Here is a 24054-nt window from a genome sequence, read left to right as displayed (position 1 = left end):
CGACTGCGCTGTGTTCGCTGCCTTCGCTACCTCGGCCAGGGACATCGTTCGCACCTCCGTTTCGGTTCTTCGGGCCTCATTGCCTGGCGAGGACGCCGACCTGGTCGTCGCGGAAGCTGGTCAGCCCGGTGGCACCCAGCTCGCGCGCCAGCGCCGCGGCGGCCGGTCCAACGGTGCCGTCGGGCAGCGCCGGTTCGACCGACACGAGCGCCGCTGCACCCGCACGGGCGCGATAGCGAATCGCCTGCCGCCACGTAGCAGGCTTGTCCGCGACGGCGATCTCCAGCGTGTCCTCGATCGCCACGCGACCCGGGACGCTGGGCGCGGGCACGCGCACCGACAGGGAAGGATGCGCGCGGATCACCGGGCGCAGCGCGAGCTCCAGATCATCGGGCCGCACATCGGCGACCGAGGCGTCGCCTTCCTGCACGGCGCGCTGGAACATGTACGCCGGGAAGCGTGGCCAAGCCGTCCGCAGGCCCAGGCCTGAAGCATGGCGCGGATTGAGTTCGGTGGCCGAGAAGCCGTGCCCGCCCCAGATCCCGTCCACGCTGAAGAAGCCGCGGAATCCTACGTCCTCGCCGAGGGCGAGTCCGGCCCCGTGCACATGCCGGCGCATCTCCTCGATTGCCTCGAACCCTGGACGCCAGGCGGTCGAGCTGCCGCAGAAGACCAGCGCGCCGGCCGCCGCGTCGCGCAGCGTCACGATCTCGATGGGGTCGAAGACCGCCACCCCGCGCTCCAGGACCATGCCGAGGATGCTGCACGGGACGCCCGGGACGAACGATGCGAGCCGGATCCGGTCGGTGCTGCCGCGGCAGGCGTCCACGGCGGTGGCCAGTTCGGCGACTGATCGCACCCAGCGCAGACCCTCGGCGTTTCCGACATAAGTACGCGTCGAGTCCATCGCCAGGATCGCGCCCAGCGGACCGCGCAACTCGTCGAAGTGGTCTGCGATATCCGGCGAGTCGACCGGCAGCACCGCGTGCGGTGGCGCGGGCACCGCGGCGGACTGCCAGAACGCGTCGATCGCCGTCTTGTCCTCCAGCGCCGCCCACTGCGGCCGGCGCCAGCCGTAGACGCGGCGGCCGAGCACCTCGGGCACATGGGTGAAAGGGTTGCCGAGCACGGTGAGATCGCCCGCGGGATCCACGGTGCGCAGCCAGTCGGCGAACTCCTGCGGCGGATCAGCAAGGTAGGCGTCGAACTCCATGTTGTTCAGCCGCCGCGGCGCGCACGTCCACAAGCGCTCGACCACCGGGGCGCCCGGCTCCGGCGGACCGGCGTTGACCACGGCGGCGACCCGCGCGCCGAGCGCCTCGAGCTCGTCGATCAGGCCTTGATCACCGCGTCCGAACTTCTGTGTGAGCGCCAGAACCGCGCGCCCTGCCCAGCGCGCCCGCAGTTCGTCCAGCACCGGGACCAGCCTCGCGATCTTCACGGCGACTCCCATCGTCCGGCGGCCAGGGCCGCGACCGCGTCCACGAGGATCTGTACGTCGGCCTGCGTCGTGTAAGCGGCGATGCCCGCGCGCACGGCCTCGGGGTTGTCTCGCGAGACCGCGCGCATCGCGCTGCCTGCGTAGAACGTCCCGTGCCACACCGAGATCCCGCGCTGACCCAACAGCGCCGCGGCCCGTTCGGCAGGCAGGCCGCGGATTTGGAACGTGACGACGGGGGAGCGGACCGGCGACGGACCGGGACCGAGCACGCGCACTTCGGGGATCGTGTCCAGTCCCGCCAGTAGTTGCGCGGTCAGCTGCTGCTCGGCGACGGCGATACCGTCCCGGTCCCAGCGGGTGAGCAGTTCCGCCGCGACCCCCGTGCCCAAGACCGCCTCGAAGTTCGTCGTGCCGAGGCTGAGCTGGCCGGGCGGCAGCGTGCCGGCCGAGGGCACCTGCTCCGGAAGGTGCGCACCGTCTGCGATCTCGTCACTGATCCAGAGCACTCCGCAATGTGGGCCATACCACTTGTACGCCGCGGTGACGAACGCGTCACAGCCGAGCGCCGCAATGTCAATGCACTGATGCGCCACCGCCTGTACGGCGTCGACGAACACGCGGGCGCCGGCCCGATGCGCGCCCTTGATGATCGCGGCGAGGTCTGGAACGGTACCGAGCGCATTGGACGCGGCGGTGACCGCCACCCACTTAGTACGTGCGCTGATCCGATCAAGGACGGCTTCGGCCGGCAGCAGTCCGGACGGCGACATCGGCGCTTCGCGGACGGTCAGTCCGCGCGCCGCGGCCAGCGCCTGCCACGGCGCGCGGTCGGCCTCGTGATCGAGCTCGGTGATGACCAGCTCGTCACGGGCGCCGAGCGTCGATGTCAGGGAACGCACGAACGTTGTCGTTAGCGTGGTCATGCCCTGGCCGAACACGAAGCAGCCGTCCCGGGCGCCGAACAGGGCCCGCAACCGACGGCAGGTCCCTGCGACGATCGCGTCGGACTCGTGGCTGGCCGGGAAGGCACCGTGGTCGTTGGCGACGTCCGGCCCACCCAGGTAGGACGCCATCACGTCGCGCACGGCGGCATGGACGAGCGTGCCGCCCGGTCCGTCGAACCGGTGTGAGCCGGCGCGCCAGCCGGGGAACTGCTGCGGCAGCGGCTTGGCCAGTTCACGGTCGAGCGAGCGGGAGCCGAGCGCCGGCCAGAGGCCGCCCGCGCCGCCCGCGCCAGACTCGCCGCCCGAGCTGTCCGCGCGAGCCGAGTCAACCTCCCCGGCGGGGGCCTGGTCGCCGGTGACGACAGCGTCCTTGCCCGGCTCCTCGTCAGTCAGGGTGCTCATCGAGCCCCCTCGGCGGGCTGCGGCTCGATCAGCCGCTGGCCGAACCCGCCCTTGCCGCTCTCCGGACGCTGCCGCGGCAGCCGGACCATGGTCCGCTTGAGCCAGCGGTCGGTGCCGTCGTAACGCGGCTTGAACGGCAGCCGCCCATGCACGGCCACGTCGTTGTCGATCAGCAGCACGTCGCCCTGGCCGAGCGCGACGGTCTCGGCGCAGCGGTCCAGCTCCTCGCCGAGGCGGCGGTAGGCGGCGGCGAGTTCGGCGCTCGGCTCGGGGAAGCGGGTGTAGGCCGGGTCGTACCGGATGCACAGCCCGTCAGGCGAGGCCCAGACGGTCGCGGTGCGCACGTCGTCGCCCGCCCAATCGGCGGGATACGAGTCGTCGGGCACGATCACCGCGCTCGGAGCGGACAGCAGCGCGATCTCCGGCTCGCTCAGCTCGGCGCGGCGCACGCTGGAGACGCGGCTGCCCAGCTCGTCGTCATCGCGTACGCAGACCAGCAGCAGCAATTCGGCGCGGCGCGGGTGGAACGAGTCCTCGCAGTGCCAGGCCAGCTCGGTGAGGCTGCTCGAACCGACCTGCAGGTTCTCGTCGCCGGGACTCGGCACGATGTTGTGCACCAGCCGGCCGTCCTGCTGGCCGGCCCAGCCGAACACCCGGCCGAGGCTCGCGGCGATCAGCGCGATCGCGATGTCGAGCTGCGCGGTGTCGTGCGCCCCGGCCTTACGCCAGCTCTCCGGCGTGGGGCCGGGATCGGGGAACCCGGCCAGCAGGCCGCAGGACACCGACCAGCCGGCCGTCGGGTCCGGCCGGGCGATCGCCGCGCGCACCGCCGCGGCGAGGTCGGCCGGCACGGCGGTCAGGTGGCGCGGGAAGAGGTCGTCCGCGCTCGCCCCGCGGTCCGCGAGATCGCGGGCCGCCGCCGAAAGCAATGCGGCGGCGCGGCGTCGTGTGAAGTCACTGCCGGCATCCTCAGTAGTTGGCATCGCAGGCTCCTCAGCGTCGCCGCGCCGCCGCCGCCACGGTCGCGTCCGGGGACGCGGCCGAGTCTCCGGGCAGCGGTGCAGGAAAGGTCAGGGGACTGATGTCGGCGCGCCGCCGGGGAGCGCGGGTCGCCGGCAACCGGTCCAGGACGGCCGCGCACACGGTCGCGTCCACAGGATGGATGTCGTGGTCAGGGTTCTGCCATCGGGCGGGCAGCAACGCCCGCCCCTCGCGCAGGCAGCTGTTGCTCAGGGTGAAGTCCTCGAGGATCTGCGCGCGCCGGATCCCGAGCCGGTGCAGCGTGATCGCGGTGACCATCCCGGTGCGGTCCTTGCCGGCCGCGCAGGCGACCACGACGGGGCGCGGCCCCAGCGAGGCGGCGACGCGTTCGGCCGCCGCCAGGTACTTCGGAATCGCCGCGATTGACCGACGCGCGATGTCCGCCGCCGATCCACCACCGCTGTTCCCGTCGTCGATGGAGACCCGCTCCCATCGCCACCCTGCGTCGATGAGCGCGCCCGGGCTCCCGTCGCGCTCGATCTCCGCGTCAGTGCGCAGGTCGAAGTAGGTCCCGGTGCCGACGGTGTCGAGGAAAGCGGTCAGCGTCGCCGTCGGCAGCCCGACCAGCGCGGCCGACCGCAGGAGGCAGCGGCTGCGCAGTACCCGGCCGTCCTCGGTGCCCAGTCCGCCGCAGTCGCGGAGGTTGGGCAGCAGGCCCGCCAGCAGCTGCCGCGGCGACGCGCTCATCGCGCGCTTGCCAGGATCGGCGCGGCGGCCTCGTCGCGCGTCGTGCGGCCGGATTCCGCGTCGTCCTCGCCCGGCGCGGTCACGATCGAGCCGACCCGCTGCGGCGACGGCGTGACGTATCCGCTGCCCCCGAACACGTGCTGCAAGAAGTCTCCCGGCGCGAATCCGGCGGCGCGGATCTCGTCCGGATCGACGAAGGTCTGCCGGTTGAAGCCGCTGATCTCGCGCTCGGTCATCTCAGGGCGCATCAGGTGGTACGGCGTGTACACGGTCGGCCGAACTCGCGCGCCCGCGGCGTCGATGGCCTCGATGGTGCGCGCGGTCCCGGCCGGCGTCGTGCCGGGCAGGCCGACGATGACGAAGCAGTTCAGCTCGATTCCCGCGGACCGGCACCAGCCGAGCACCTGCTCGAAGCGGGTCTGGCCCTGGCGTTTCACGCGTGGCAGCTGCCCGGCGGCGTCCACGTCGAAGGTCTCCACGCCGACGCTGATCCGCACGCAGCCGCCGGCCGCCATCGTGCGCACCAGGTCCTCGTCCAGGTGATGCAGCGTGGTGGCGCACTTCCACGGATAGCGACGCGGTTCGGCACTCAGCAGTCGGCACAGCTCGCGCACCCAGCGCCGGTCCAAGGTGAAGGTCGGGGCGTAGAAGGCCACGTATTCGAAGGGGTGATCCGCGAAGCTGTCCCGGATGTAGTCCACGGCCCGCTGTGCGGTCATGCGCCGCTCACGCAGCCCCTGCATCGGCGGCACGTCGCAGAAGTCGCAGCCCACCGGGCATCCGCGGGCGACCGGCACCACCAGCTCGCGGCGCTGTGGAATCCCGCAGAACCGGTTGTCGTCGTTCTTGTAAAGGCTCTCATATGCCGCATAGGGGATCTCGCCGACGTCCGGAAGCACCCACGATTCGGCAGGCAGCCAGATCCCCGGGCCGCCGGGCTCGGACCAGCCGTCGGCACCGCGCAGCCATACGCCGGGAGCGCGCGCCCCATCCGGCCGGCCGCGTTCGGCCCACTCCAGCGCGGCCTGAACGCCGGCCTCGTAGTCGCCGCCGGCGACGACGGCGTCAAGCTCCAGCGTCCGAAAGAATCCAGGGTTCTGATAGCTGAGCCGCCCGACCGTCACGGTCAGCGCGTCGGGCGCCAGTTGCCGGCAGTAGTCCGCGGCCCGCCGCACCCCTTCGACCGCGTCGTACTCGTTGACCAGCACGACGGCCTGGTAGCCGCCCTGGAACACCTGGTCCGCGAACTCCTTCCAGCTGCAATTGAGCGCGCCGGCGTCCAGGGCGTCCACGGTATGGCCCTTGGCGCGCAGGTAGGCGGCGATGCTGAAGACAGGCAGGTGGTGCCCCGCGTTGAAGTAGCTGGGCACCTGGGGAGGCCAGGTCACCAGTATGCGCATCATCGAGTCCTTTCGAGAGCACCGCCGAACAGCGGCGCAACGGCGGCGAGCGGAAGCACCGAGGCCGCGATGCCGCGCGCTCGCAGGCCCCTGCGAAGAGCGGCGCGGTGGCCTGGCAGGAATCCGCGGCCCACGGCGACGAACAGAGCGCAGGACGGGTTGGTCCGCGCCGCGGCCATTACCGACCACCAGTCCCGCCGCCGGAATCGCAGGATCTTGCGCACGAGGGCGCCGAAGTCCTTGGTCGCGCGGACCTTGATCCCGGCGGCGGCCTGCGCCCGCACTCGCTCGGGAAGTGCCGCGTAGCCGCCACGGCGGATGCGTGCTACGCGTGCGACGGCGCGATACAGACAGCGGTGTGTAGGGGCGTCGACGAGCACCACGGCGTCGGCGCGGTCGGCTCGCACTGGAATCGAGTCGAGGTAGTTGCCTTCGATGATCCAGGCCGGGCCCGCGGCCAATTCGCGCTGGCGAAGCAGCCACTGCGCGGAGCCGAGCCGGGCCCAGTCCTCGCCCCAATACGCGTCGTCGAGATGGTGCAGTGGCAGCCCTGTGCAGGCGGCGAGCGTGCGGGCGAGTGTGGTCTTCCCTGAGCCAGGGCAGCCCAGCACCAGCAGTCGGCTCGGCGTGACAGGCGTCATCAGACACGCCCGTGGATGAGCAGCGAGATCCGGTCACTCGGTGCGGCGGCGGCGACCGCGCTCACCTGGTGCCAGGAGTAGTCGGTGCGTTCAAAGAGGGCTGAGACGCCAAGCCGGGGCACAACCTGCGCCACGACGTCGGCGGGGTCGGCGCTGGCGAGGATCTGCAGACAGCCGCCCCACTCTTCGTGCCACTGCGGATTCAGGTATATGAGATGGCTGAAGGCCTTGTCGGGGCGGTCGGTGTGCGGGCTGAGCCAGTCGGTGCGACCGTGCCGCGCCAGGCGGATCTCCAGCTGCGCGGCGGGCGGCTGCCCGAGAATCTTCGCCACCGCGTCGCGATAGCCGTCGTCGAGCAGCTCCGCGACAAGACGCTGCCAGATCTCCGGCAGCGGCGGTGCGCCGGCCGGCACGTCGGGTCCGACCAGGGTGCGGGAGTAGTTCCGGTACGTCTTGGCCGAACCCGGAGTGTCGACCTCGCGGCGCACGAAGGACCGGGTGGGGAACTCGCGGGACAGCCGGGCGGCGTTCGCCTCGTCGAACAGCACGCCGGGCTCGATTCGCAGCCAGCGAAACGGCCGGTCGCTCGCGGCGGCCCGGGTCCAGGCCGGGTTGATCAGCGGCATGTCGGTGCCTCCTTGATCCGGGTCACGGCACGCTCGAGCGCGTCGAGGAAGGCGTCGGCGGTCTCGGGGTCGGCGACGGTGAAGCGCACGCAGCCGCCGAGACCGGGCAATGGCGACAGATCCCTGATTCGGTATCCGGCTTCCGAGACCAGCTGCACCACCGCGGCCGCCTGTGCCTCGGTGCCGACCGGAACGGACACGAAGTTGGCCGAGGACGGCAGCGGGGACAGCCCCGCGCGGCGCAGGCGCTCTGCGCAGTGCTCGCGGGTGCGGCAGGTCTCGGCCCAGATAGCGGCCAACGCGTCGTGGTGGTCCAGCGCGGTGTGCGCGGCCAGGAAAGCCGCCCCGGATACCGCGTTCTCCAGCGGGCCCGCCTCGAGGCGGGCGATCAGCGCGGCGTCGCCGCCGAGCACCGCGATGCGCGCTCCGGCCAGACCGTGCGACTTCGACAGCGATTGGACGACGAGCACCGGCCCGCCGCGCCGGGCGAACTGAGCGGTCAGCGGGCCGTTGAACGCCTGATAGCAGGCATCGATGACCAGGAGGTGACCCCGCTCGGCGGCGATGGCGGCCAGCTCGTCCAGGTCCGCATCCTCGACGCAGCCGCCGGAGAACCCGTTGGGCACACTCACCGCGATCAGCGCGCCCGACGTTGATTCGGCCAGCCGCTTGAGGTCCTTGCCCTGCACCGCCGGATCGGCCCGGTCGGCTCGGGCCGGCCGCAGCGTCAGGCCCAGCGAACCGGCCGCCTGGTCCCAGGCCGCGTAGTTCGGGTCCTGCGACAGGATGGTCGTGCCGCCGCCCCGGGCGTGGAAGGCGCAGATGTGCCGCAGCGCGGCGTCCGACCCTGGGGTCATCAGCAGTTCATCCGGGCCGGCGCCGAAGTACTCGGCTAGCCGTGAAGCCGTCTCGGTGCTGACCGGGTACCGGCTCAGCAGCGCCGAGGTGAGCCCGGCCGCCGCGGCGGCGTGAACCGCGGGCAGCGACCGGCTCAGCAGCTCGTTGCTGCTGAGATTGACGCGATGGTCGACGGCGCGGCGGGTGGCGTGAATGAGCGTGGGCATTGCGAATCCGCTCCCCGAGAAGTCGGAATGAAGCACGGCGACGTGCTCACATCCGGCAGGTTAGGGAAATGGCGGCGGGGAGAACAACCGTTGCCCGTCATCGGTTGAACACGCCAGGTGAGAACCGGGGTTCCGGATTCTCTGAAGTGTTCAAACCGGGTATTTGACCGCCCCACGAGGCGTTGCCAACCTTGCTGGGAATCCCGCTTAAAGCAGCGCCCATAGCGCGGACAAGCATCACAGCGGTGATTTCTCCGATGCCTTTCTCGACCTTTCTGAGGATATTCAGTGGTCAATCTGGAAATGACGGCGCAGCGGCCCGCCGCGCCGCGGGAGCGGGCGGACGACGCCGAACTCGTGGTCCGCGGCGGCCGCAGGCTGCGCGGCACGACCGCCGTTTCCGGTTTCAAGCACTGCCTGGTCACCCTCGTGGCCGCGGCGGCGGCCGGCACCGGAACGGTCCGGATCGCCGGCTGCCCGGACATCGTCGAGACCCGGGTCCTGACCGAGCTGCTGCGCGGCTTCGGCGCGCGCGCCGAGCGGGACGGCGACGTGCTGACCATCGACGCCGGCGGCTTGGCCTGCTCGTCGATCGCCACGCTCGACGCGGGCCGGATCCACGGTTCCGTGTATCTGGCTCCCGCGCTGCTGGCCAAGACCGGCCGGGCCGTGATCCCGGCCGGCGGCGGCTGCCGGATCGGCGACGGACCCGCGCAGCACCGGCCGGTGGCGCAATATGTCAGTGTCCTGGAACGCTTCGGCGCCGACGCCCGCGCGCTGCCGGGCGGTGACCTGGAGGTAGCCGCCGGCACGCTGCGCGGCACCGAGATCGACCTGCTCGACTACGCCGCCGACCGCGCCGCGATGACCGGGCCGCTGTACTCCGGCGCCGCCAAGATGGCGCTGCTGGCCGCGGCGGTCGCCGAGGGCGTCAGCGTCCTGCGGCACCCGTACCCGAAGCCTGACTTCACCGACCTGGCCGACATGCTGCGCGACTTCGGCGCGGACGTCGAGAGGTCGCGGGGCGGGAGCGTGATCGTGCGCGGGCGCGGCAGCGCGGCGCTGGACCGGGACACGACGCAGACCCTGATCCCCGACCTCATCGAGGTAGTCACCTGGCTGTGCGCGGGCGCGCTCTACGGCGACGGTCCGCTGACCGCGACCGGCGCCGGGATGCACCGGGCCGTCAGGGCACTGGCTCCCGAACTGGACGTGCTTACCACGATGGGGCTGCACATCGACACCACCGACCGGTCGGTCACGGTACACCCGGCCGATCACCTCGAGCCGGTCGATTGCGTCATCGCCTCGCACGGCGTCTACAGCGACAGCCAGCCGTTCATCGCGTTGCTGGCCGCGCACGCCCAGGGCCAGTCGCGTATCACCGAGACCGTCTGGGGCCAGCGGTTCGGGTACGCCGGGGGCCTCGCGGAACTCGGCATGACAGCGCAGGTGAGCGGCAACACGCTGACCGTCCACGGTGTGCGGCCGCCATATCGTGTCGGCCGCAGTCTCGTGGCCGGCGACCTGCGCGCGGCGGCGGTCCTGCTGCTGGCCGCCCTCGGCGTGCCGGGCACCACCTCGCTGCGCGGCACCGGGCACTTGGCCCGCGGCTACGCCGACCTGCCGGGCGCGCTGCGCCGCCTGGGCGCCGATCTCACCGTCCGCCCCGTCTGAGGGAGTAACCGTGGCCGAGAACACCCTGCTCAGCATGGACCGGACGACCGTGGCAGAACCCGTACTCAAGCACGTGCCCGGGGACTTCCTGGTACGCGAGAACGTCGTGGTCGACCTCGTCGACGAGAAGGCGGCGACCCATCAGTACTCGTTGTTGCGCAAGTCCGGCTACACCACCATGGAGGCCGTGCGGCTGCTGGCCGACCGCCTGGCGTTGGCCGCGCGGGACATCACGTACGCCGGTTTGAAGGACGAGGACGGCATCACCGAACAACTCGTCGCCCTTCCCGCCGGCCACCTCCCGGCACGGCGCTTCTGGCGGGACGCGGAACGCTGGCTCGAACTCCTGCCGTACGGACTTGGGGACGGGCCGCTGGAGATCGGCCGACTTGAGGGAAACGGCTTCCGGGTCACTTTGCGCGACCTCTCGCCGGCCGAGGCCGCGACCCTGTCCGCCGCCCGCAAGATCAACCTGCTCTTCCTCAACTTTTACGACACGCAGCGCTTCGGCGTCCCCGGCGGCCCGAAACTCACGCACGTCCTGGGCGGCGCACTGCTCGACGAGGACTGGCACACCGCACTGAGCGTCCTGATCGGCCTCGACGCGCCCGAGAGCGGGCTCGCCGCCGACTGGCGCGGCACCGCGCGCGACTTCTTCGCGGCGCTCGATCCCAGGACCACCTCGTTCTACCTCGCCGCGCACGCGTCCGCGCAGTGGAACGCCGACTTGGCGGACGTGGTCGCGCATGCCTGCCCGCAGCAGCACATTGACATCGAGCTGGACGGCATGGACTACCGCTATGTCGATTCCGACGACGCGGCCGCGGCGGTGCTGGGCGCCGCGCGGGAATTGCCGTTCACCAAGTACGCCTTCCGCGACGGCGCCGTCACCAGCCGCCTCTCCCCGCGCCCGACCGTCGTGCAGACCACGGTCGAGGTAGGGGCCGACACGCCGGATCCGTACTTCCCCGGCCGATGCGCCGTCCCGCTGAGCTTCTTCCTGCCGTCCGGCAGCTACGCGACGGGCGCGATCCGCCAACTCGCCCTCCGGTTCCGCGCGGGTGAGCGGTGATGCGGCGGCTGGAGAACTTCATCGGCGCAGCCGCGGCCGCACCCGAGGGATCGCAATACTCGACGATCCTCGATCCGGCGACCGAGGAGCCCATCGCGCTGGCGCCGCGGTCCAGGGAAACCGAGGTCGACCGGGCGGTGCGCGCCGCGAAGGACGCCGCGCCGATCTGGCGGCAGAGCACTCCCGCCGACCGCGCCCAGGCGCTGCTGCGGATCGCCGACGACGTGGAGCGCGCGGCGCAGGAGTTCGCTGACCTCGAAGTCGCGAACACCGGCAAGCCACGCGAGCTCACCCTGAACGAGGAGATCGCGCCGGCGGTGGATCAGCTGCGGTTCTTCGCCGGCGCGGCCCGCACCATGGCCGGCCGTCCGGAAGGGGAGTACCTCGCCGGGTACACCTCCTCGGTCAGCCGCGAGCCCGTCGGCGTGTGCGCGCAGATCACGCCGTGGAACTACCCGCTGCAGATGGCGGTCTGGAAGCTGGGGCCGGCGATCGCGACCGGCAACACCGTCGTGCTCAAACCCGCCGAGACGACGCCGCTGACCACGCTGCGGCTGGCCGCCGTCGCCGCACGCCACCTGCCGCCGGGAACGCTGAACGTCATCTGCGGCGACCGGGACACCGGCGCGCTGCTCGCCGCGCACCCCGAGGTGGAGATGGTCTCGCTGACCGGCAGCGTCCGGGCCGGCCGTGAGGTGGCCGCCGCGGCGGGGCCGGCCCTCAAGCGGCTGCACCTGGAATTGGGTGGCAACGCGCCCGCGATCGTCTTCCCCGACGCGCGACTCGACGCCGCGGCCGAAGGCATCACGCAGGCGGGGTTCTTCAACGCCGGACAGGACTGCGTCGCCGCGAGCAGGGTGCTGATACACGAGGACATCCTCGACGACTTGCTCGGCCGGCTGGTCGAGCGCGCCAAGGCGACGCGAACCGGACCGCCGTCCGACCCGGCGGCCGACTACGGGCCGCTCAACAACGCCGCGCAACTGGCCCGGATGGCCGGCCTGATCGCCCGCGCCCCGGCATACGCCAAGGTGCTGACAGGCGGGGAGCGCGTCAAGCGCAGCGGCTACTTCTTCGCGCCGACCGTGATCACCGGCCTGCGCCAGGACGACGAACTCGTGCAGGAAGAGATCTTCGGGCCGGTATTGACCGTGCAGAGCTTCGCCTCGGCTGATGAGGCCCTCGCTCTTGCCAACGGCGTGCCGCAAGGGCTGGCCGCGAGCGTCTGGACCACGCACCGGCCGACGGCCAAACGGTTCGCCCGCGACCTGGCCGCCGGCTGCGTGTGGATCAACACCCATCTGCGCTTCGCGGCGGAGATGCCGCACGGCGGCTGCAAGGAATCCGGCTACGGCAAGGACCTGTCCGGCTACGCGCTGGAGGACCACACCCGGATCAAGCACGTCATGGAAGCCGACTGACTCTCCCGGCCGAGACAACCAGGCTCGGCCGCACCGACGAGGGAAGGGACCAGAAAGTTGCTGACCACGACCGCGATCGACCACGTCGAGGAACCGTTCACCATCCACCTCGCCCACGGGCTGCTGACACCGCAACAGGCGGACGCTCTGTACGCGACCGCTCCGCTGCTCAACGCCGAGCAGATCGCCCAGGTCGACCCGAACCACGAGAAGCAGTACCGGATGAACCTGGTCTACCTCGTGCGCGACGGCGAGAGCTCGGACGCCGCGACCGCGCTGTCCCCAGAGTGGGCCGAATTGCTGCGTGACCTGCGCAGCGAGCAGTTCATGGACTGGCTCGAAGCCGGCACCGGGCTCCAGTTGCGCGGGCTGCCGCTGGACATCGGCGTGTACACGCACGTCGACGGTGACTTCATCTCCTGCCACAAGGACAAACCGAACAAGGCGATCACCGCGATCCTGTACCTCAACAGCGACTGGCCGGCCGGCAGCGGCGGAGAGTACGAGGTCCGCGTCAGCGGCGACCCCTCCGTCGAACCGGTGCGCCGCATCGCCCCGCGCGCCGGCCAGTTTCTGGCCTTCCCGCCTGGGGACCAGTCCTGGCACTCGGTCTCCCGGGTCGACACCGGCGGCGCGGTCATCCGGCTGACCGTTCAACTGGAGTTCTGGTTCGAGGACTGGCAGACACGCTACCGCCGGCGGCCTGCGGAGACGGAGATCACCAGTAAAGTCGTGAACTGACAAACCGGCTGTCTACGCACCCCACCCGAACGGACCAAGAGCCATGCAGACGCAAACCGAAGGGCGGCCGGAAGCCGTCGACGAACCGGCCCGGCCGCGCGGCTCCCGGCCGTATCTCATCGGCGTCGCGATCGACGCGCTGGGCAGCGGCCTGTGGATGCCGTTCGGCCTGATCTTCTTCACCAGGGGCCAGCACCTGGCCGTGGCGCAGGTCGGTCTGGCGCTCACCCTCGGCGGCGTCATCGGCCTGGCGTTCGGGCCGTTCACCGGGACGCTCGTGGACCGCAGCGGCTGCGCGCCGGCGCTCGGCGCGAGCAATGTGCTGCGCACCGCCACCTTCGTGCTATACCCGCTCGTGAACGCGGCATGGCAGGTGGCGTTGCTGGCCATGGTCACGGCGGCGGCCGACCGGATGTTCTGGACCGCTAACTCGCCACTGCTCGGCCGGATCGCCTCCGGCCGGCAACTGGACCGCCTGCTCGGGACGCAGAGCGTCATCCGCATCGTGGGACTCGGCGTCGGCGCCGCGCTGGCCACGCCGCTCGCCGGAAGCGTACGCGGGCTGCACGCGGTGTCCTATCTCAATGCCCTAACCTTCGCGGTCACCGCGCTCATCGTCTTCCCGGTGGCCCGCAGGCTTGAGGCCAGGCCGGCCGGCGGCGGCGAGGACGACGCGACCCCCGCGCAGCCGGCCACCTGGGGACGAGTCCTGCGCGACCGCGGCTACGTATTGCTGTGCGTCGCGCAACTCCTGCTCGCGCTCGCGGCTTCCAGCTTCGTCGTCATCCTTCCCCTGGTGGCGCTGTCGGTGCTGCACGGTCCGCTGTGGCTGCCCGGCGGCTCGATCGTGGTCGGCAACGTGGTGCTCGCGGCGGTGCAGAATCCGGCGGTCCGGCTCGGCGAGCGCACGGCGCGCTGGCGGGTGATCGCCGTGTCCGCGGTGGTGTTCACGGCGGCTTTCGTCCTGATGCTCCCGGGGCAAGGCCTGTCCAAGCCCTGGGTGATCGTGATCGTGCTGGCCTCGTCGATCGTCGGAGTGATCGCCGAAGCGCTGTTCGCGCCGCTGATGACGGCCGCCGCCAACCAGGCCGCGCCAAAAGGGCTGGCCGGCCGCTACAGCGCCCTGTTCCAGACCTCGTGGGGCGCCGCGAACGTGCTGGCGCCGGCCGTGTGCACCGGCCTGCTCGCGGCCGGCTACGGCTTCCTGTGGCTGGGGCTGTCCGCCCTGGTCCTGCTTACCATCCCGATCCTGATCTACGTGACACCGCGGCTGCCGGCGGGAGCATTGCGCGCCTGACGGCCGGCCGCCCCGGATGCCCGGAGGCACGAGAGATGAGCCACATCCAAGTAACGCAGGCAGCGGCCGCGTCGACGCTCAAACGATTCCCGGCCTCCTGGACCCAGGAGCAGTGGTGGTTCCTGGACCAGTGGCGCGACCGCGCCGCGGCCGGCTCCGCGACGACAGGCCGCGCCGCGACTAACTCGGCGGCGACGCAATGTCCGGCTGCTGACCGCGCCGCGCTGGCCGCCGCCCATCTCGTCGCGCTGCGGATCAAAGGCGTCATCGACCTCGCGGCGCTGCGCGCGGCGGTCGCCGACCTGGTGGCGCGGCACGAGGCGCTGCGCACGGTGTTCGTCCTCGCCGAAGGGCGGCTCGAACAGGAGATCGCCGCGCCGCCTGCGGATCCGCTCCTGGTCGTGAACGCCTCCGAAGACGCCGCGCAGGATCCGGAAAGCCGGGTGGCGCGCATCGTCGCCGAGCAAACCCGGCACGCCTTCGACGAGTCGGCCCCCTTGTTCCATGCTCGTCTGGACCTCCTCGGCCCCGACGATCACCTGCTGAGTCTGACGGCGCATCCGTCGATCGCGGATCAGCGGTCGATGACCATCCTGGTCCGTGATCTGAACGCGTTGTACGCGTCGCGGCGTGCGGGGGAGAGCCCTCGGCTCGCGGCTCTCGACTCCTCCTATGCCGAATACGCCGCCCAACAGCGCGCCCTGCTCGACGGACCGTACGGCAACCGGCTCGACAGTTACTGGCGTGAATGCGTCGCCGCCGCAGCGAGCGCGGAACTTCCGGTCGACCACACCCGGCCGGCGACGATGTCCTTCCGCAGCGACCGGGTCGAGGCCGTGATTGAGCAGCGCGCCGTGCAGCGGCTTGAACGCGCCGCCGACGACGCCGGCACCGACCTCGAAACCGCGTTGCTGGCCGCGACCGCAGTAGTGGTCGCGCGGCATGCCGCGAGCGACCAGGTGACCCTCGGCCTGGCGCACGACGGACGGCCCGCGCCGGAACTCGAGCACGTCGTGGGGCCCTTCTGCGACCTTGTTCCGGTGACCCTCGAGATATCCGGCGCCGCCGAGGTCCCGGCGCTGCTCGCGGCGGTCCGCGCCGAGCGGGACAACGCCCTGGCGCACGCCGCCACGCCGTTCCCGCGGATCGCGCAGCAGGCGACCGGACCGCGCGACAGCAGCCGGCATCCGGTCTTCCAGATCGGGGTCGAAGTCACGGCGCAGGATGGCGCCGGGATCGACGGCGCGCTCGGTTGCCACGCGGCGGCAGCCATCGAGGCGGCCGGCGTTGACCAGCGGCTCGACCTGTGGGTGCGGTGTGCGCGGTCGGCCGTCGGCGACCTGTGGATCCGCCTCGACTACGCGACCGACCTTTATGACAGTGCTCGCATGCACTACCTGGCCGGGCATGTGGCCGAAGTGCTCCGCGCGATCGCGGACGGGGCGTCAGGTCCGGTGGCGCAGTTGCCGATGATGACCGAGCACGAGCGCGGCCTGCTGGAGCGCGACTGGCAGGGCGAGTCGCGGCCCGCGCCGACGGCGATGGTGCACGACTTGTTCGCCCGCCAGGCCGTCCGGACCCCGCATGCCGTCGCGGTCGAGGAGCCCGGCAGACGGGTCACCTACGCGCAGTTGGATCTCGCGTCGACCCGCCTCGCGAATCATCTGCGCGACCTTGGCGTCGGGCCCGACGTCCCGGTCGGCATGTCCCTGGAGCGCGGCATCGAGGCCGTGACGGCGATCCTGGCCATCCTCAAGGCCGGGGGCGCGTACCTGCCGCTGGATCCGACCTACCCGGCCGAACGCCTCACGTACGTGCTCGAAGACTCCGGGGCGCCCGTTCTCATCACGCGCGAGGGGCTGCTGCCGCTGTTCGGCGCGACGCATGCGGCGCGCGCGGTGCTCGTCGATCGTGACGCCGACGAGCTCGCGCGGGTCTCCGAAGCGCCCGTACCGCCCGCCGCCGGGCCGGACAACCTCGTCTACGTCATGTACACGTCTGGATCGACCGGACGTCCCAAGGGTGTGCGGACCCTGCACCGGAACCTGAGCTGGTACCTCGACTGGTTCATCGAGGCGATCGGCGCGGACGCGTTCCGCCGCGTGTTCGGGACCATCGCCTTCTCCTTCGACGTCTCGGCCATGGACATCTGGCCGCCGCTGCTGTCCGGCGGCCGGCTGCGCCTGACCGAGGGCCTGCTGGCCGTGCCCGAGGACTGCGCCGAGTTCGACGGCGTCACGTTGATGAACCTCGTGCCGTCGGTCCTCGCCGAGTTCCTGCGGCACAACCGGCTGCCGAAGGGGCTGCGCACCATCACGGTCGGCGGCGAGCACCTGAGCGACCAGCTCCTGGCCGACATCTTCCGGCGCTCAGACGTGACAGACGTCTGGCACCTCTACGGCCCGACCGAGACGACCGTCTTCGTCACCGCGCAGCACCTGCGCCGGGACCACCCCGAGCCGATCACCATCGGCCGCCCCGTCTTCAGCACCCGCGTCGATATCCTCGACCGGCACGGCCGGATCGCCCCGATCGGCGTGCCAGGCGAGCTGCACGTCTCAGGGCCCTGCGTCGCGGATGGCTATCTGGACCGCCCGGAACTGACCGCGCAGCGCTTCCTGCCGAACCCGCACGCGCCCGGCGCGGTGATGTACCGCACCGGCGACATGGCGCGCTGGGGCTTTGACGGCCAGATCGAATTCCTCGGCCGGGTCGACAACCAGGTGAAGATCCGCGGAGTGCGCATCGAGCTCGGCGAGATCGAAGCAGCTCTGGAGCGCCACCCCGACGTGGCCTCGGCCGTCGTCGCGGTGAAGGAGAACGTCGCCGGGGCACCGGAACTGGTCGGATACCTCGTCGCCGGGCCCGCGGGCGCCGACCTCGATGCGGTGCGCTCGTTCGTGCAGGAGCGGCTGCCCAGCTTCCTCGTCCCGACCGCGCTGCTCGCCATCGCCGAGATCCCGCGCTCGCCGGTTGGCAAGGTGGATCGCAAAGCCCTGCCGACGCCTGCGCAGCTGCGTTCGGGCGGCCCGCACGCGGCCCCGTCGACCCCGGCAGAGCGGCTGCTGGCCGACGTCTGGAAGCAGCTGCTCGACCGCCCGCAGGTCGGCATCGACGACAACTTCTTCCAAATCGGCGGACACTCGCTGCTCGCCATCCGGGCGATGCGGGAGGTAGAGCGGCACACCGGAGTCAAGCTGCCGGTCCGCACTCTGTTCCGTGCGCCGGTACTCGGGGCGTTCGCGGTGGCCGTCACCCAAGGGCTCACCGAGGCCGGCCGGCCGTTGGCGGCGCTGGAAAGCAGCGCCGGCCCGAGCCGCAGCTGATCGGGCGGCCGACCCGGCGCCCTGCAACGCGGAAAGTGGGAGACAACCGTGGACTTCAGCCTGTTCTACTTCGCGGACCACAGCGGGTCCGGGCTCGATCGCTACCGTCTGCTGCTGCAGGGCGCCCGATTCGCCGACGACGCGGGGTTCGCCGCGGTGTGGACCCCCGAGCGGCACTTCCACGAGTTCGGCGGCCTATATCCGAACCCTGCGGTAACCGGAGCGGCGGTCGCGGCGGTCACCCGGCGGATCGGCGTGCGAGCGGGCAGCGTGGTGGCGCCACTGCATCACCCGGCCCGTATCGCCGAGGAATGGTCGGTGATTGACAACCTCTCCGGCGGCCGCGCGGGCATTTCCTTCGCATCCGGGTGGCACGCGACCGACTTCGCCCTGCGGCCGGAGAACTTCGCCGACCGCCGCGATGTCGTGGCGCGCACGATCGAGCAGGTGCGGCGGCTGTGGCGGGGTGAACCCGCGCAGGTCGCGGACGGCAGGGGCGAACCGGCGACGGTCCGCACGTTTCCGACGCCGGTCCAGCCAAACCTGCCCGCTTGGCTCACCAGCTCGGGGAATATCGAGACCTTCCGCGCCGCCGGCCGGCTGGGCACCGGCGTGCTCACGCACCTGCTGGGACAGGACCTCGACGACCTGCCGGCCAAGATCGGCGAATACCGCCGACTGCACGCCGAGGCGCACGGCGGTCCGGGTCATGTGGTGCTCATGCTGCACACCTTCCTCGGTACGGATCGCGCGTCGGTGCGCGAGACGGTGTACGAACCCTTCAGCGCCTACCTTCGCAGTTCCCTGGGTCTGTGGGTGGCCGCCGCGGGCGACCTGCTGGGAACGGTCGACCCGGCCGAGCTGGGCGACGAGGACGTCGACTTCCTCATCGAGCACTCATTCGACCGCTTCTTCGACGCCGGAGGACTGTTCGGCACCGTGGACGGCGTCACACCGCTGGTCCGCAAGCTCGCCGGGCTGGGCGTGGACGAACTGGCCTGTCTCATCGACTTCGTGCCGGACCCTGACGCCGTGCTCGGCAGCCTGAAGCACCTGGCGGCTCTCAAGGACGCCTGCCGGGACTTTCGTACCGAACAACACGTCACGCCGCTTGCCTCGGCATCCGGAGCCGCGCGATGAGCACGAGCACCAGCACCAGCACCAGCACCAGTATGAGCGACGCTCTGTGCCCGCCGCTGAACACCACTGCGCAGCTAGATCCCACTGCGAAGCTGGATCCCACTGCGAAGCTGGACACCAAGGCCCTGCGTGCCGCGTTCGCCCAGTTCGCCACCGGCGTCACTGTGATGACCTCGCAGACCCACGCGCCCTGCGGTATGACGGCGAACGCCTTCACCTCGCTGTCGATGGACCCGCCGCTCGCGCTCGTCTGCGTCGCGCAGAGTGCTGCCATGCACGCGGCCGTGCTGCGAGCGCGGGTCTTCGGCGTCAGCGTGCTGGCCGCCGACCAGGAAGGGCACGCGTGCTACTTCGCTGACCGCACCCGCCCGCGCGGCGCCGCCGAGTTCGACGGCATAGCCTGGCACCCGGGCCCGCAGACCGGCGTCCCCCTGCTCGCCGGGGCCCTCGCCCGGCTCGAATGCCGGCTGACCGATGTGCACCGCGGCGGCGACCACTCGATCTTCGTGGGCGAGGTCGTCGGCTTTACGCACGGCGCGCCGACCGCGGCGGAGGCGCTGATCTTCCACCGCGGCGGGTTCCACCGGCTGCCCACACGCCGTCCTGCCTAAATACCCTCTCCCGTTGCGCAATCGCGCAACGATTTCCTCCTCGAATAACGCATCGGTCGCCATCGGCAAGATCAAGCGCGTCGCTACGTTGAGGATCACGAGGTCAGGGCGTGGTGATCGCCGGTGCGAGGGCTACGGAGCCGCTGCCTAGTTCTTCCAGTACTCGACCATGATGTTGATCCGGTCCTTCGCGGTACCGGTCGTGATCTTCCCGATGTTGTGCCATGTCACCTCGCTGGGCGACATCACCGCCGCGGTTCCGCCGACGGGAACGATGGACACGGCTGGCTCCATGGCGTCCTTGGCCGCCCACAGGTGCATGTGGCCGCCCTCTGCATCGATCCACGAATCGTTCAAGTAGAACGCGAAGTGCACGACCTTCGTCGACTTGCCCACGGACACGGTGGTGTAGTCGCCGTCTATGTATCGGTAGATGCCCAGCGTCAGCCCGAGGCCGGCCAGATCCACGCCAAGGCCCCGCTCGAGGGCGGCGGCGAACTGCGGCGACAGCAGGTCGTCGAGCAACTCGGCCCAGGCGGCCGGCAGCTTCTCGGTCCCGGCGGCGCGCCCTTGCTCGTCGTAGAGGTCCATCAGCCACATGCGGTAGTGCTTGTCGTACTCGGGCCCTTCTTTCACCAGGCGCCGGAACAGATCCCAGGGCGGCAACTCGGCGTTGAGCCTCGACAGGTCCTCGGCCGAGAGCAGTCCGCTGACCAGGGAATATGAGTACGGGTGTTCGAAGCGCTCGAAGACGGCCTCGGTGTTGATCATGGCGTTCCCCTCCGTCCAGGCGGTGTACCGGAGCCGTGGCCCCGCTATCGCACCAGCATGGACAGCGCCGCGAGCGTTCGAACAGAGCGGCCGGACAGCAGTTGAACGCCGGCCCGGAGGGTCACGAGTGCGCCGACGACCGCCACAGGACCGGGGACCAACGCTCGCATCGCACAAGAGCTGCCGGACGATTCGCCGGATCGGGAGCGTGTCAGCCGCCTGATGTCAGGTGTCGTCGGTTGTCGCCTGTCTGTGGTCGGGTACGTGGTCGAGCGTGATGCCGAAGTGTGAGCGGTACGCGGCGAGCACCTGCGCGTCGGTTTCCAGGGTTTCTTCTCTGCGCTCGGCGCCTCGCGTGGTAGTGATCAGCCTGCGGCCCGCCAAGGTGATCATGCCGGTGTCTGTGAGGATGGTGCAGAACGGCGAGTGCGTGAAATGGGACGCGGGGGCGTACCGCTGGAACCCGTGCGCGATGGTGAAATCCGCGAGCTCGCGCGGACGCTGCTCGATGCGGTACTGCGCCGTGCCGTCTCGGTAGACGTCGAGGTCGCCGTCGGCTGTCGTCTGGATGCGGAAGACGCCGCCGGGATCTTTCTGCTCCTCGCGGTCATCCAGGCGCAGCGGGAACTCGGTGTGCCGGCCGAAGCCGACGTCCACCAGCCACGGCTCGGCGAGGTCGACGCACAGCGCGAGGTGGTCGAACGGCGGGCCGAAGCCGTGCTCGCCGTGTACGCGCACGGCCAGCAGGCTCACCCGATAGCCCAGCGCGCGCAGCAGCGCCGCAAGCAGCCCGTTCAGCTCATAGCAGTAGCCGCCGCGCCGCCGCGTGACGATCTTGTCGAAGAGCGCGTCCTCCTCTAAGGGCACGTCCTCACCAAGGTGGATGCTCAGATTTTCGAACGGCACCGTGTGCAGGTGCTGACCATGTAGGCGGCGCAGGTACTCCGCGTCGGGACGGTCGGGACGCGGCAGGCCGATGCGCTCGAGGTATGCGGTGACGGACGCTTCGTTCATGTGATCGGTTATCCCAGGTTAGAGGCGACTTACCGCGCCGCATGCGCGCCCGGCGGTGCCGTCCGTGACTCTCCGCGAGATCAGGCGGTGGCGCCTACTTGCGCGGGTGTGTCGGTGTCGGTGAGGAAACCGCCTGACTGGTGTTGCCAGAGTTTCGCATAGGCGCCCTCGGCGGCGAGCAGTTCGTGGTGGGTGCCCTGCTCGATGATCCGGCCGCGGTCGAGCACGATGAGCCGGTCCATGTCGGCGACGGTGCTGAGGCGGTGTGCCACCACCAGCGCGGTGCGCCCTTGCATCAGCCGCCACAGCGCCTCTTGGACGAGGCTCTCGCTCTCGGAATCCAGGGCGCTGGTTGCCTCGTCCAGCAGCAGGATCGGGGCATCGCGCAGGATGGCTCGGGCCAGGGCGACGCGCTGGCGTTGCCCACCGGAGAGTTTCACCCCGCGTTCGCCCACCATCGTGTCGTAACCGTCCGGGAGGCTGTTGACGAACTCGGCGACGTGCGCGGCCTCGGCTGCGCGGTGGATCTCGGCCTCGGTGGCATCCGGCCGGGCGAACGCGATGTTCTCGCGCAGCGAGCGGTGGAACATCGCAGGATCCTGGGGCACATAGGCGATCTGGCTGCGCAGGTCGGCTTGGCGCAGGTCGCGGATGTCTTGGCCGCCGATTAGGATGCTGCCGCCGTCGATGTCGGTCATCCGCAGCAGCAGTCTGGTCAGCGTGCTCTTGCCGCCGCCGGAGCGGCCTACCAGCCCGATTCTGGTGCCGGCGGGCACGGTCAGGTCGAGCTCGTCGAAGAGCGGCTCGCCGCTGCCGTAGCCGAAAGTCACCCGCTCGAATCGGATCTCGGCGGGCCGGGAGCGCAGCGGCACGGGCACCGGTGGGTCGAGCACGGTCGCCGGTGTGCGCAGCAGGGCGGTGAACTGCGCGGCCTCGGTCATCGCGCTTTCCAGATTGCGATAGATCCGGGTGAAGTCGAACATGACCCGCGTCGCGCCCGAGTAGTAGGCGAAGACGACCACGATCGCCGCCACCCCCTGGCCTCGCGCGGCAAGCGTGACCGCCAGCTGGCAGGCCGCGCGTCACAGGGATTCGAGGAACGCCTGGACGCCCCCTTCGCGCCGAATGGCACGCGCCGCCGCGTCCAGGTCGGCCTCCAGGTGTGCGATCAGCGCGTCGGGTGCCGTGGTGCGCGGATCGTGTCGCACGCTCCAGAGCATCATCTGCAGCAGCAGCGGGATCAGGTCCTGGCCCTTCGCGGTGGCGAGGTAGGCCTGTTTGCCGCTGCGCGGGTCCTCGCCGGTCCTCTCGATCAGACCCGCCGCCTCAAGCCGGGCGAGGCGGTCGGCCAGGATGTTGGTCGCGATGCCCTCCTCGGAGGCCAGGAACTCGCGGTAGTGCGCCTTGTTGCGAAACAGCAGATCGCGCATGACCAGCAGCGACCACTTGTCACCGAAGATGTCCAGCGCCGAACTGATCGGGCAGTGCGAGCGCGGCTCGGGCCGCTTCATCCCGCGACGAACGAGCGCGCCTGCTCGGCCAGGTGCGGCCACTGCTCGCCCGCGTCGGCGAAGACGGCCGCCCAGGTCGCGCTGGTACGTCCGTGGCCGGGGTCGAAGCGCTCGGCGTGCCCGGCGGCGATCAGCTCCTCGACCCGCGCCGCCGGGATCTTGACCACCAGCGTGCCGCGCCAGGGGAACATGAAGACCTTGCCGCCGACGCACAGCGCCGTGGTGCCGAACATCTTCTTCTGCGTGATCGACGCGTCGCCGAGCCGCGCTGTGCGCTGGGACTGGTAGAAGCGCTCGGCGGCGCTGTCGGGGACCTCGGCGGGCATCAACTCAGCGCTCCGCGTACTGCTTGAGCCCGCCCAGGATCGCGCGCTGGGTCTGGTGGAACTTGCGCCGGATTATCGGCATCATCAGCCGCGTGGGCAACCGTGGGGTGAACAGGCTGCGCGCGGTCACCAGCGTCGCGCCGGAGCCCTGCGGTTCGAGACTGAAGCCGGTGCGCCAGTCCGACACCATGCGCGAGAACCCGCTGCTGTCCTGCTCGACGCTCCATGTGATCGCGCGCGCCTCCTCGTAGGTGGAGCAGCGCTCCCGGGTTGTACCCGGCTTTCCCCCGACCAGAACGCTGCATTCGCGCGTATCGCCCAGCGTGTGTGCGCCCTCGATGCGTGTGGCGAACGGATGCCACGTCACGTGCTTGCCGGGGTCCTGGATAGCCGCCCAGACCTGCTCGACCGGGGCCTGCACGGTCACCTGGTCCGTGATCTCCACCATGAACGACGCACCTTGCCTTAGAGGTATACGGTTCCCGCGCAGTATGACCTGTCTACTTGCAAATCACAAGCACGCGGCGCGAGACGGGCATCGGGCCGACGCCCTCGCAGCTGCGCTCCCCGGGCCCGATAGCCACGCCCACCGGACTTGGTGAGTGTGAAGGTCACGGCGGCGGCGGCGGCCCGGGAGCCGCGACCGCGGCGACGGCGGGCCGCAGCCACGCCCCTAACTCGGCATCGTCGGGCACGCCGGCAGGGTCGAGGTAGATGAAGTTGCGCATCACCCGACCGGTGAAGTCCATCGGCTCGGCGGCGCGATCGCTCATCGGCACAAGTCGAAGGGCCGTGAAGACGTTGCTCACCGCGAGATAGGCCGGAGGCAGCGGCACGAGCGGTCATCCTGCCGCGACTTCGACCTCGACCCGCGGGAATCGCGGCAAAGCCGTCGGCCAGC

22 protein-coding genes and 1 pseudogene are annotated in these 24054 nt (G+C 70.7%); 8 read left to right on the top strand and 15 right to left on the bottom strand.

Translation table 11 applies throughout. The features are described 5' to 3' along the window. Positions 1-76: 76 nt before the first annotated feature. From VN779_RS17285 to VN779_RS17250, 8 genes are read right to left on the bottom strand one after another with little or no spacing between them, the layout of a single operon-like run. Positions 77-1441 (bottom strand): hypothetical protein, encoded by a 1365-nt coding sequence (locus VN779_RS17285; RefSeq protein WP_325724529.1) that lies wholly within the window; start codon positions 1439-1441, stop codon positions 77-79. Beyond that, the gene (locus VN779_RS17280) at positions 1438-2787 is read right to left on the bottom strand and encodes an aminotransferase class V-fold PLP-dependent enzyme (RefSeq protein WP_325724527.1); all 1350 of its coding nucleotides are present in this window, start codon (positions 2785-2787) and stop codon (positions 1438-1440) included. The genes VN779_RS17285 and VN779_RS17280 overlap by 4 nt, the downstream gene beginning before the upstream one ends. After that, positions 2784-3770 (bottom strand): TauD/TfdA family dioxygenase, encoded by a 987-nt coding sequence (locus tag VN779_RS17275; RefSeq protein WP_325724525.1) that lies wholly within the window; start codon positions 3768-3770, stop codon positions 2784-2786. The genes VN779_RS17280 and VN779_RS17275 overlap by 4 nt, the downstream gene beginning before the upstream one ends. Before the next feature lie 10 nt (positions 3771-3780). After that, entirely contained in the window at positions 3781-4515 is a 735-nt protein-coding gene (locus VN779_RS17270; protein ID WP_325724523.1) for a tyrosine-protein phosphatase, read from the bottom strand. Then, positions 4512-5915, bottom strand: coding sequence for a B12-binding domain-containing radical SAM protein (locus tag VN779_RS17265; protein ID WP_325724521.1), 1404 nt, complete (start codon positions 5913-5915; stop codon positions 4512-4514). The genes VN779_RS17270 and VN779_RS17265 overlap by 4 nt, the downstream gene beginning before the upstream one ends. Then, positions 5915-6556, bottom strand: a complete 642-nt coding sequence (locus VN779_RS17260) for a hypothetical protein (protein WP_325724518.1) — start codon at positions 6554-6556, stop codon at positions 5915-5917. Before VN779_RS17260 ends, VN779_RS17265 begins: the two co-directional genes overlap by 1 nt. Continuing rightward, positions 6556-7182: a 2OG-Fe(II) oxygenase family protein gene (locus VN779_RS17255; RefSeq protein WP_325724516.1), complete on the bottom strand. Its 627-nt coding sequence runs from the start codon at positions 7180-7182 to the stop codon at positions 6556-6558. The genes VN779_RS17260 and VN779_RS17255 overlap by 1 nt, the downstream gene beginning before the upstream one ends. Next, complete coding sequence (locus VN779_RS17250) at positions 7173-8246, bottom strand: aminotransferase class I/II-fold pyridoxal phosphate-dependent enzyme (RefSeq protein WP_325724514.1); 1074 nt, start codon at positions 8244-8246, stop codon at positions 7173-7175. Before VN779_RS17250 ends, VN779_RS17255 begins: the two co-directional genes overlap by 10 nt. A 288-nt stretch (positions 8247-8534) precedes the next feature. Here VN779_RS17250 and VN779_RS17245 point away from each other — a divergent pair, with 288 nt between their 5' ends. The 8 genes from VN779_RS17245 to VN779_RS17210 are packed head-to-tail and all read left to right on the top strand — an operon-like array spanning position 8535 to position 19531. Next, a complete protein-coding gene (locus tag VN779_RS17245; protein ID WP_325724512.1) occupies positions 8535-9923 on the top strand; it encodes a hypothetical protein in 1389 nt (462 codons plus the stop codon). A 10-nt stretch (positions 9924-9933) separates the two neighbouring features. Continuing rightward, positions 9934-10995 carry a tRNA pseudouridine(13) synthase TruD gene (gene truD / locus VN779_RS17240; protein ID WP_325724510.1) on the top strand — a complete coding sequence of 354 codons (1062 nt, stop codon included), beginning with the start codon at positions 9934-9936 and terminating at the stop codon, positions 10993-10995. Beyond that, positions 10995-12416: an aminobutyraldehyde dehydrogenase gene (locus VN779_RS17235; RefSeq protein WP_325724507.1), complete on the top strand. Its 1422-nt coding sequence runs from the start codon at positions 10995-10997 to the stop codon at positions 12414-12416. Before truD ends, VN779_RS17235 begins: the two co-directional genes overlap by 1 nt. 57 nt (positions 12417-12473) lie before the next feature. Beyond that, positions 12474-13157 carry a 2OG-Fe(II) oxygenase gene (locus tag VN779_RS17230; RefSeq protein WP_325724505.1) on the top strand — a complete coding sequence of 228 codons (684 nt, stop codon included), beginning with the start codon at positions 12474-12476 and terminating at the stop codon, positions 13155-13157. Positions 13158-13200: 43 nt separating this feature from the next. Continuing rightward, positions 13201-14454, top strand: a complete 1254-nt coding sequence (locus VN779_RS17225) for an MFS transporter (RefSeq protein WP_325724503.1) — start codon at positions 13201-13203, stop codon at positions 14452-14454. Between the two features lie 35 nt (positions 14455-14489). Then, positions 14490-17780 (top strand): amino acid adenylation domain-containing protein, encoded by a 3291-nt coding sequence (locus tag VN779_RS17220; RefSeq protein ID WP_325724499.1) that lies wholly within the window; start codon positions 14490-14492, stop codon positions 17778-17780. 48 nt (positions 17781-17828) lie between these two features. Then, positions 17829-18920 (top strand): MupA/Atu3671 family FMN-dependent luciferase-like monooxygenase, encoded by a 1092-nt coding sequence (locus tag VN779_RS17215; protein ID WP_325724497.1) that lies wholly within the window; start codon positions 17829-17831, stop codon positions 18918-18920. Then, on the top strand, positions 18917-19531 hold the full coding sequence (locus VN779_RS17210; RefSeq protein WP_325724495.1) for a flavin reductase family protein: 615 nt from the start codon (positions 18917-18919) through the stop codon (positions 19529-19531). The genes VN779_RS17215 and VN779_RS17210 overlap by 4 nt, the downstream gene beginning before the upstream one ends. A gap of 147 nt (positions 19532-19678) precedes the next feature. On the opposite strand, the gene VN779_RS17205 is transcribed toward VN779_RS17210, so the two are convergent. The 7 genes and pseudogenes from VN779_RS17205 to VN779_RS17175 all read right to left on the bottom strand — a co-directional run bounded on the left by VN779_RS17205 (position 19679) and on the right by VN779_RS17175 (position 23989). Further along, entirely contained in the window at positions 19679-20302 is a 624-nt protein-coding gene (locus VN779_RS17205) for a 2OG-Fe(II) oxygenase (RefSeq protein ID WP_325724493.1), read from the bottom strand. A 225-nt stretch (positions 20303-20527) separates the two neighbouring features. Then, complete coding sequence (locus VN779_RS17200) at positions 20528-21316, bottom strand: arylamine N-acetyltransferase family protein (protein ID WP_325724491.1); 789 nt, start codon at positions 21314-21316, stop codon at positions 20528-20530. Positions 21317-21396: 80 nt separating this feature from the next. After that, a pseudogene (locus VN779_RS17195) lies at positions 21397-22383 on the bottom strand (ABC transporter ATP-binding protein); the annotation flags it as partial. A 15-nt stretch (positions 22384-22398) separates the two neighbouring features. After that, on the bottom strand, positions 22399-22827 hold the full coding sequence (locus VN779_RS17190; RefSeq protein ID WP_325724487.1) for a helix-turn-helix domain-containing protein: 429 nt from the start codon (positions 22825-22827) through the stop codon (positions 22399-22401). Continuing rightward, complete coding sequence (locus VN779_RS17185) at positions 22824-23153, bottom strand: TfoX/Sxy family protein (protein ID WP_325724485.1); 330 nt, start codon at positions 23151-23153, stop codon at positions 22824-22826. Before VN779_RS17185 ends, VN779_RS17190 begins: the two co-directional genes overlap by 4 nt. Before the next feature lie 4 nt (positions 23154-23157). Next, the gene (locus VN779_RS17180) at positions 23158-23601 is read right to left on the bottom strand and encodes an SRPBCC family protein (RefSeq protein WP_325724483.1); all 444 of its coding nucleotides are present in this window, start codon (positions 23599-23601) and stop codon (positions 23158-23160) included. Positions 23602-23764: 163 nt separating this feature from the next. Further along, positions 23765-23989 carry a hypothetical protein gene (locus tag VN779_RS17175; protein WP_325724481.1) on the bottom strand — a complete coding sequence of 75 codons (225 nt, stop codon included), beginning with the start codon at positions 23987-23989 and terminating at the stop codon, positions 23765-23767. Positions 23990-24054 lie beyond the last annotated feature (65 nt).

Origin of the sequence: Actinocrinis sp., from assembly GCF_035605935.1 — a bacterium.
Lineage (GTDB): Bacteria > Actinomycetota > Actinomycetes > Streptomycetales > Catenulisporaceae > Actinocrinis.
The sequence above is the reverse complement of the archived record's forward strand: the minus strand, read 5'-3'. Positions and strand labels throughout refer to the sequence as shown.